This is a genomic window from Streptomyces graminilatus, from assembly GCF_001418565.1.
Lineage (GTDB): Bacteria > Actinomycetota > Actinomycetes > Streptomycetales > Streptomycetaceae > Streptomyces > Streptomyces graminilatus.
The window spans coordinates 1-6,599 of the sequence record NZ_LIQQ01000446.1; the positions used below are offsets into that span (position 1 = coordinate 1).

Genomic DNA, 6,599 nt, shown 5'->3' on the forward strand with positions numbered 1-6,599 from the left:
CGTCAGCACGTGCTGACGCGGCGGCGCAGGTTGCGGCCACTATGGTGGACCTCTGCGTACGGACTCGAAGGGGCAGCAGTGAACGACGGCGACGGGACCCTTGCGGCAGAAGCCCAGGGGCGGCGGTTCGGCCCGCTCGGCACGGCCTTGGTGATCATTCCGACCTACAACGAGGCGGAGAACATCAAGAAGATCGTCGGCCGGGTGCGGAAGGCTGTCCCCGACGCCCACGTTCTCGTGGCGGACGACAACAGCCCCGACGGCACCGGCAAGCTCGCCGACGAGCTGGCCGCCGAGGACGACCAGGTCCAGGTGCTGCACCGCAAGGGCAAGGAGGGCCTCGGCGCCGCCTACCTCGCGGGCTTCCGGTGGGGCATGGACAACGGCTACGGCGTCCTGATCGAGATGGACGCCGACGGCTCCCACCAGCCCGAGGAACTGCCCCGCCTGCTGACCGCCCTCAAGGGCGCCGACCTGGTCCTCGGCTCCCGCTGGGTGCCCGGCGGCCGGGTGGTCAACTGGCCCAAGTCCCGCGAGTTCATCTCCCGTGGCGGCAGCCTCTACTCACGGCTCGCCCTCGACCTCCCGCTCCGCGACATCACGGGCGGCTACCGTGCCTTCCGCCGCGAGACCCTCGAAGGCCTCGGCCTCGACGAGGTCGCCTCGCAGGGCTACTGCTTCCAGGTCGACCTGGCCCGCCGCTCGATCCGGGCGGGTTACCACGTGGTCGAGGTGCCCATCACCTTCGTCGAGCGCGTGCACGGCGACTCCAAGATGAGCCGCGCGATCCTGGTCGAGGCGCTCTGGCGGGTCACGACGTGGGGCGTGGGGGAGCGGGTCAACCAGGTCCGCGGCAAGACCAGGAAGCCGTAGCGGCCCGTAGAGGCCGGTCCGTCCCGGGCGCGCCCCTACGTCCGCCCAGCGCTTGTTGATCATCCTCTTATCCTGTGCTGAGCCCGGCCCGGGCACACTGGACGTATGACGACTGGCGCACCGACCCCCATCTACCCCGCCCGGCCGCGGCGATCCCGGCTGCGCACGTTTCTGCCGCTGGGCATCGCCGCCTGGCTGGTGCTGGAGATCTGGCTGCTGACCGTGGTCGCCGGCGCGGCGGGCGGCTTCGCGGTCCTCGTGCTCCTGGCGGCCGGTCTGGTGCTGGGCTCCGTGGTCATCAAGCGGGCGGGCCGCCGGGCCTTCCGCAATCTCACGGAGACACTGCAGCAGCAGCAGGGCGGTCTGCCGGAGGTCGGCGCGGCCCGCCCCGGCGGCAGCGAGGGCAACGGGCTGATGATGCTCGGCGGGCTGCTGCTGATGCTGCCCGGCCTGATCTCGGACGCGGTGGGCCTGCTCCTGCTGGTCCCCCCGCTCCAGAAGGCGATCAGCCGTTACGCGGAGCGCACCTTCGAACGCAAGCTGCGGGAGGCGACCCCGGGCACCCTGGGCGACGCCTTCCAGCAGGCGCGGATCCGCCGCCCGGACGGCAAGGTGGTCCAGGGCGAGGTCATCAAGGACGAGGGCACGAGTTCTTAGCCCGTCCGGCGTTGGAGGACGAGCCCGCAGGGCGGTGGGGGTTGCGGTTCCGGGGCACAGCCCCGGAACCGCAACCCCCACCCACCGCCCGGAAAACGCAAAACCGCGGGTGCCGTACGCGGACCTCACGTACGGCACCCGCGGCATCACGTGTGCGTTGTATGCCGCCCAGCCCCCTGAAGGACTACGCGGACTTGCGGCTGTCCCGCGGATGTACCGCGATGTTCATCGCTCCGGAGCGGAGTACGGCCAGTCGCTCCTCGAGGACCTCTTCGAGTTCCTCTCGGGTGCGCCGCTCCATCAGCATGTCCCAATGCGTACGCGCGGGCTTGGCCTTCTTCTCCTCAGGGCCGTCGCCGTCCACGAGGAGTGCCTGGGCCCCGCAGACCTTGCACTCCCACTCCGGCGGAATCTCCGCCTCGACCGAGAAGGGCATCTCAAACCGATGCCCCTTCTCGCATGCGTACTCCACGGCCTGGCGCGGAGCCAAGTCGATGCCGCGGTCCGTCTCGTAGCTGGTCACCACGAGGCGCGTGCCGCGAAGAGCTCGCTCACTCATGAATCGTGCCTCCCGGGCTTGTCGCCCACAGGACAGGTGTCGCTGTCGTCGTCATCCGGTCAACGTCCGGTCGGCGGTAAAGATTCCCGTCCCGTGTCCCGTTTCGGGGTCATGCGTCGCCGTCGTAGCTGTCCCTTGTTGTACCCACCAGCGCCCGGTTTGTCACATCTGCAAGCAGATATCACCCAGCGTTTCGTCATCTTTGACGCGCAGTAACGGTCCGCCTGGCAGGCCAACGGCGTACACTACCGCTCTTTGCCCGCCGATGCTAAATCCTTTCGGGAACGGGATTGCCCGCGTCGCGGATCGCCCGCCCCACCGGAACCCGCGCGAGCAGGGCGAAACCGATGACGAAGAAGGCCACGAGCGAGATGATCGCGTCCCGGTAACTTCCGGTCAGCTGGAAGGTGATCCCGAAGAGCAGCGGGCCGAGCCAGCTCATTCCGCGGTCGCTCATCTCGTACGCCGAGAAGTATTCGGCCTCCTTGCCCGGCGGCACCAGATGCGAGAACAGTGACCGGGACAGCGCCTGGCTGCCGCCGAGGACCAGGCCGATCCCGGAGGCCAGCACGAAGAACCACACCGGCGCGTGGGCCGGCAGGAAGTACCCGGCCGACAGGGTCAGCGTCCAGGCCACGAGCGAGCCGAGAATCGTCCGCTTGGCCCCGTACAGGCGGGCCAGCAGGCCCATCCCCAGCGCGCCCGCCACCGCCAGCACCTGCACCAGCAGCACCGCCCCGATCAGGGTGGACTGGCCGAGCCCCAGTTCCTGCGAGCCGTACACCGAGGCCTGGGAGATCACGGTCTGGATGCCGTCGTTGTAGATGAGGTAGGCGAGCAGGAAGGAGAGGGTGAGCGGGTGGCGGCGCATGTCGCGCACGGTCGCCGCGAGTTGCCGGAGTCCCGGTGAGGTGGCCTCCTTCGCCTTCGCGGCACCTTCCGGCGCGGCGGTCCGGCGGTCGCGGAGGCCGCGCAGGGGTACGAGGGTGAAGGCGCCCCACCAAAGGCCCGCCGAGGCCAGACAGACGCGGACGGCCATGCCCTCGGACAGGCCGAAGGAGTCGTGGGCCGTGTACAGCACCAGGTTGACGACGAGGACCAGCGAGCCGGCCGCGTAGCCGAACGCCCAGCCGCGCGAGGAGACCGCGTCGCGCTCCTCGGCCGTGGCGATCTGGGGGAGGTAGGAGTTGTAGAGCATCATCGAGACGGACTGGGCCGCGTTGGCGACGATCAGCAGCAGCCCGCCGAGCAGATAGCGGTCGCCGTCGAGGAAGAACATGCCCGCCGTCGCCGTGGCACCCACGTAGGCGGCGGCTCCCAGCAGGCCCTTCTTGCGGCCGGTGCGGTCCGCGGCGGCGCCCACCAGGGGCATCACCACCACGGCCAGGATGACCGACAGGGACACCGAGTATGCGAAGAACGAACCGGCGCGCACCGGAATGCCCAGCGGATGCACGAACCCGTCCGCGTCGGCCGCCTTCTCGGCGACCGAGGTCAGATAGGGGCCCAGGAACACGGTGAGCACGCTCGTCGAGTAGACGGAGACGGCCCAGTCGTAGAAGTACCAGCCGCGCTGCTCGCGGCGGCGCCCGGCGGCCTCGTCGGCCGCTTCGGTCCGCACGGTGTCGGTGCCCACCCGTGCCCCTCGCTTTCCCCGCGGAGTGGTGCGCGCGGGGCGTCAGGACCAGGTGCCCCGGTCTTCCAGTACCTTGCGCAACGTGTCGATGTGATCGGTCATGATGCCATCGACTCCGAGGTCCAGGAGCCGGTGCATCCGATCCGGATCGTTGACCGTCCACACATGGACCTTCAGCCCGCGCGCGTGGGCGGTGCGCAGGAAGCTCCGGTCGACCACCGGGATGCCCGACTGGGACTCCGGCACCTGTGCGGCGACCGCGGAACGGCGTACGCCCACGGGCACGTGCCAGGAGCGCAGCCGCAGGCCGAGGATGCCCCGGACGCCGTACGAGGTCGCCAGCCGGGGGCCGCCCAGCCGCTGGGCGCGCACCAGCCGCGCCTCGTCGAAGGAGCCGACACAGACCCGGTCCCAGGAGTCGGTGCGCTCGATCAGGTCCAGCACCGGGCGCAGCGCGGACTCGGCCTTGAGTTCGATGTTCCAGCGCGCCTCGGGGAGGGCTTCGAGCAAGTCCTCGAAGAGGGGTACCGGCTCCTTGCCCGCCACGCGCGCGTGCTGTACGTCGGACCAGGGGAGGTCGGCGATCAGGCCACTGCCGTCCGTCACCCGGTCCAGCGTCAGGTCGTGGAAGGCGACGAGTTTTCCGTCCGCCGTGCACTGCACGTCGGTCTCCATGTAGCGGTAGCCCGCGTTGAACGCCCGCCGGAACTGGAGCATCGTGTTCTCCAGCCCGTCCGCGGCCCCGCCCCGGTGGGCGAAGGGGATCGGGCCGGGATGGTCGAGGTAGGGATGACGTATGCGCGTGGTCACGGTCGCAGTATCGCCGCTTCCGGTTGACCGGCGGCAACGGCCGTGCTGCCGTCGGATGCCGTAGGGACGGCGAACACGCGCAGGAACACCTGCGCCAGCGGTCCGATCGCCACCGCGTACAGCACCGTGCCGATCCCCACCGTGCCGCCCAGGGCGAAGCCCGTCGCCACCACCGCCACCTCGATCGCCGTACGGACGAGGCGGATCGAGCGGCCGGTGATCCGGTTCAGGCCGGTCATCAGGCCGTCGCGCGGGCCCGGGCCGAACCTCGCCGTGATGTACAGGCCGGTGGCCACACCGTTGAGGACGATGCCCGCCACCAGGAGCGGGACGCGGGCTGCGAGGGCGTGTGCGTCGGGAACCAGGGCGAGCGTGCCGTCCATGGCGAGGCCGACGACGAACACGTTCGAGACCGTGCCGAGGCCCGGACGCTGACGCAGCGGTATCCACAGGAGCAGCACCGCCGCGCCCACGAAGATCGACACGACGCCGATGGTCAGCCCCGTCAGCTTGGCCAGCCCCTGGTGCAGCACGCCCCAGGGCTCCAGGCCGAGGCCCGATTCGACCATCAGGGCCGAACTGGCCCCGTACAGCGCGAGACCGGCGTAGAGCTGGACCAACCGCCGGCCGAGACGATCCTGCGCTGACAACGAACTCACGAGCTGCCCCCTGTGGTGGTAGTGGCCTGACACATGACACCCTGTGGCTTGGGATCGGATCGCATCCATGGCCAATTCGGGGAAGGTGGACTGATCTGCATGGTGCAGTGGACTTCGGCAGTGGGGACCGCGCAGCTCGCCCGGCTGCTCACCTCCCAGCAGGACCGCCCGGCGGGCCCCGGCACCCGCCGCCCGCCCGCCTACCGCTCACTCGCCGACGGCATCCGCCTGCTGGTGCTGGAGGGCCGTGTGCCGGTGGCCGCCCGCCTGCCCGCCGAACGGGAACTGGCCCTCGCCCTCTCCGTCAGCCGCACCACGGTCGCCGCCGCCTACGAGGCGCTGCGCGCCGAGGGCTTCCTGGAGTCCCGGCGGGGGGCGGGGAGCTGGACTGCCGTACCCGCGGGTAACCCACTTCCCGCGCGCGGGCTCGAACCCCTGCCCCCCGAGGCGCTCGGCTCGGTGATCGACCTCGGTACGGCGGCCCTGCCCGCGCCCGAACCCTGGCTCACCCGCGCCGTCCAGGGCGCCCTGGAGGAGCTTCCCCCCTACGCGCACACGCATGGCGACTACCCGGCCGGGCTGCCCGCGCTGCGCGCGATGCTCGCCGAGCGGTACACCGCGCGCGGGATCCCCACCATGCCCGAACAGATCATGGTGACGACCGGTGCGATGGGCGCCATCGACGCGATCTGTCATCTGTTCTCCGGCCGGGGCGAGCGCATCGCCGTGGAGTCGCCCTCGTACGCCAACATCCTCCAGTTGATGCGGGAGGCCGGCGCCCGGCTCGTCCCCGTGGCGATGGCCGAGGGGCTCGCCGGCTGGGACCTGGACCGCTGGCGCCAGGTACTGCGCGACGCGGCGCCCCGCATCGCCTACGTCGTCGCCGACTTCCACAACCCCACCGGCGCGCTCGCCGACGAGGACCAGCGACGGCAGCTCGTCGACGCGGCCCGCTCGGCGGGCACGGTGCTGGTCGCCGACGAGACGATGACCGAGCTGTGGCTCGACCCGGACGTCGAGATGCCGCGCCCGGTGTGCGGCTTCGACCCGGCCGGGTCGACGGTCATCACCGTGGGTTCCGCCAGCAAGGCCTTCTGGGCCGGGATGCGCATCGGCTGGGTGCGGGCGGCTCCGGACGTGATCCGCAGCCTCGTCGCCGCGCGTGCCTACGCGGACCTGGGCACGCCCGTACTCGAACAACTGGCCGTCAACTGGCTGCTGAGCACCGGAGGCTGGGAGCAGGCGGTCGGCATGCGCCGCGAACAGGCCCGGGACAACCGGGACGCGCTGGTCGCGGCGGTACGGCGGGAACTGCCGGACTGGGAGTTCACGGTGCCCGGGGGCGGGCTCACGCTCTGGGTCCGTACGGGGGGTCTGTCGGGGTCGCGGATCGCCGAGGCGGGGG

7 protein-coding genes are annotated in these 6,599 nt (G+C 70.9%); 3 read left to right on the forward strand and 4 right to left on the reverse strand.

Annotated elements, in window-relative coordinates; all coding sequences use genetic code 11:
- Nucleotides 1-78: 78 nt before the first annotated feature.
- Together AOK08_RS32125 and fxsA are read left to right on the forward strand one after the other, a co-directional pair.
- Nucleotides 79-873 (forward strand): polyprenol monophosphomannose synthase, encoded by a 795-nt coding sequence (locus AOK08_RS32125; protein ID WP_055532650.1) that lies wholly within the window; start codon nucleotides 79-81, stop codon nucleotides 871-873.
- Between the two features lie 105 nt (nucleotides 874-978).
- Entirely contained in the window at nucleotides 979-1,530 is a 552-nt protein-coding gene (gene fxsA / locus AOK08_RS32130) for an FxsA family membrane protein (RefSeq protein WP_055532652.1), read from the forward strand.
- A gap of 184 nt (nucleotides 1,531-1,714) precedes the next feature.
- On the opposite strand, the gene AOK08_RS32135 is transcribed toward fxsA, so the two are convergent.
- The 4 genes from AOK08_RS32135 to yczE all read right to left on the reverse strand — a co-directional run bounded on the left by AOK08_RS32135 (nucleotide 1,715) and on the right by yczE (nucleotide 5,185).
- Nucleotides 1,715-2,089 carry an RNA polymerase-binding protein RbpA gene (locus AOK08_RS32135; RefSeq protein WP_003977404.1) on the reverse strand — a complete coding sequence of 125 codons (375 nt, stop codon included), beginning with the start codon at nucleotides 2,087-2,089 and terminating at the stop codon, nucleotides 1,715-1,717.
- Between the two features lie 268 nt (nucleotides 2,090-2,357).
- Entirely contained in the window at nucleotides 2,358-3,725 is a 1,368-nt protein-coding gene (locus AOK08_RS32140; RefSeq protein WP_055532654.1) for an MFS transporter, read from the reverse strand.
- Between the two features lie 42 nt (nucleotides 3,726-3,767).
- On the reverse strand, nucleotides 3,768-4,535 hold the full coding sequence (locus tag AOK08_RS32145; protein WP_055532656.1) for a glycerophosphodiester phosphodiesterase family protein: 768 nt from the start codon (nucleotides 4,533-4,535) through the stop codon (nucleotides 3,768-3,770).
- Entirely contained in the window at nucleotides 4,532-5,185 is a 654-nt protein-coding gene (yczE, locus tag AOK08_RS32150) for a membrane protein YczE (protein ID WP_055532658.1), read from the reverse strand. Before yczE ends, AOK08_RS32145 begins: the two co-directional genes overlap by 4 nt.
- Nucleotides 5,186-5,293: 108 nt before the next feature.
- On the opposite strand from yczE, the gene AOK08_RS32155 reads away from it, so the two are divergent.
- Nucleotides 5,294-6,599, forward strand: a 1,306-nt coding sequence (locus AOK08_RS32155; RefSeq protein ID WP_055532660.1) for an SCO1417 family PLP biosynthesis transcription factor, incomplete at its 3' end; no start/stop codon positions are given.

What these genes read in the sequence shown, in the direction of transcription:
- fxsA (WP_055532652.1), top strand. Translation starts at nt 979, where the DNA reads ATGACGACTGGCGCACCGACCCCCATCTACCCCGCCCGGCCGCGGCGA.
- AOK08_RS32135 (WP_003977404.1), bottom strand. Translation starts at nt 2,089, where the DNA reads ATGAGTGAGCGAGCTCTTCGCGGCACGCGCCTCGTGGTGACCAGCTAC.